The 1,245-nt window shown below is 69.6% G+C and carries 1 protein-coding gene; it reads right to left on the bottom strand.

The annotated features are described in order from the left end of the window. The coding region (locus tag WA788_RS35265) for a beta-ketoacyl synthase N-terminal-like domain-containing protein (RefSeq protein ID WP_335984538.1) at positions 1-1,245 on the bottom strand (1,245 nt) is incomplete at both ends.

Genomic DNA, 1,245 nt, shown 5'->3' with positions numbered 1-1,245 from the left:
GACACAGAACCAGCAACCCCCGCCACCACCCCGGCCGACTCCCGCCCCGACACAGCAGCAGCCAACCCCTCCACCAACTCACCACGGTCCCGGCCGACCACCACAAGCCGGTGCGAGAACCCCGTCGTCCGCGTCACCGCCAACGACAACGCCACATCCCCGACCGAGACCTCAGGGCGAGCATCAACGAACTCCGCCAACCGACCCGCCTGCGCCACCAACGCCGCATCAGACCGCGCCGACACCACCCACACCACCGCACCACCAGACTCCGACCCATCCTGGGTAGGAGCCTCCACGGCAGGGACGTCCAGGGCAGGGACATCCTCTGCAGGCTGTTCGAGGATGAGGTGGACGTTGGTGCCGCTGACGCCGAACGAGGACACCCCCGCCCGGCGCCGGCGGGGTCCGGCCTCCCACGGGCGTGCGCTGGTGAGCAGCCGGACCGCTCCGGCCGACCAGTCCACGTGTGAGGACGGGGCGTCCACGTGCAAGGTCTGCGGCAGTATTCCGTGGCGCATCGCCTGCACCATCTTGATCACACCCGCGACACCAGCGGCGGCCTGCGTGTGGCCGATGTTCGACTTCACCGACCCCAACCACAACGGCCGACCCTCCGGCCGACCCTGCCCATAGGTCGCCAGCAGCGCCTGCGCCTCGATCGGATCACCCAACGCGGTGCCGGTCCCGTGCCCCTCCACCACGTCGACATCACCCGGCTGCAACCCCGCGCTGGCCAATGCCTGCTGGATCACACGCTGTTGCGACGGACCGTTCGGCGCCGACAGACCATTGCTCGCCCCGTCCTGGTTGACCGCACTACCGGCCACCACCGCCAGCACCCGATGCCCACGCTCACGCGCAACCGACAACCGCTCCAACACCACCACGCCAACGCCCTCACCCCACCCCGTGCCGTCAGCCGCCTCCGCGAACGGCTTGCACCGCCCATCAGCAGCCAACCCCCGCTGCCGCGCAAACTCAGCGAACACTCCCAAAGCAGCCATCACCGTAACCCCGCCGGCCAACGCCAGCGAGCACTCACCCGACCGCAACGCCTGCGCCGCCAGGTGAATCGCCGTCAACGACGACGAACACGCCGTATCGATCGAAACCGCGGGCCCCTGCAATCCGAGGCAGTACGCCACCCGACCCGACGCCACACTCGCCGTCGTACCCGTCCTCGCGTACCCATTCCCGTCGTCCTGCTCCCCGGCCCGATACCCTGAGGCGGCGATTCCGGCG

This window comes from Streptomyces sp. CA2R106, from assembly GCF_037034245.1.
Classification (GTDB): domain Bacteria; phylum Actinomycetota; class Actinomycetes; order Streptomycetales; family Streptomycetaceae; genus Actinacidiphila.
The sequence above is the reverse complement of the archived record's forward strand: the minus strand, read 5'-3'. Positions and strand labels throughout refer to the sequence as shown.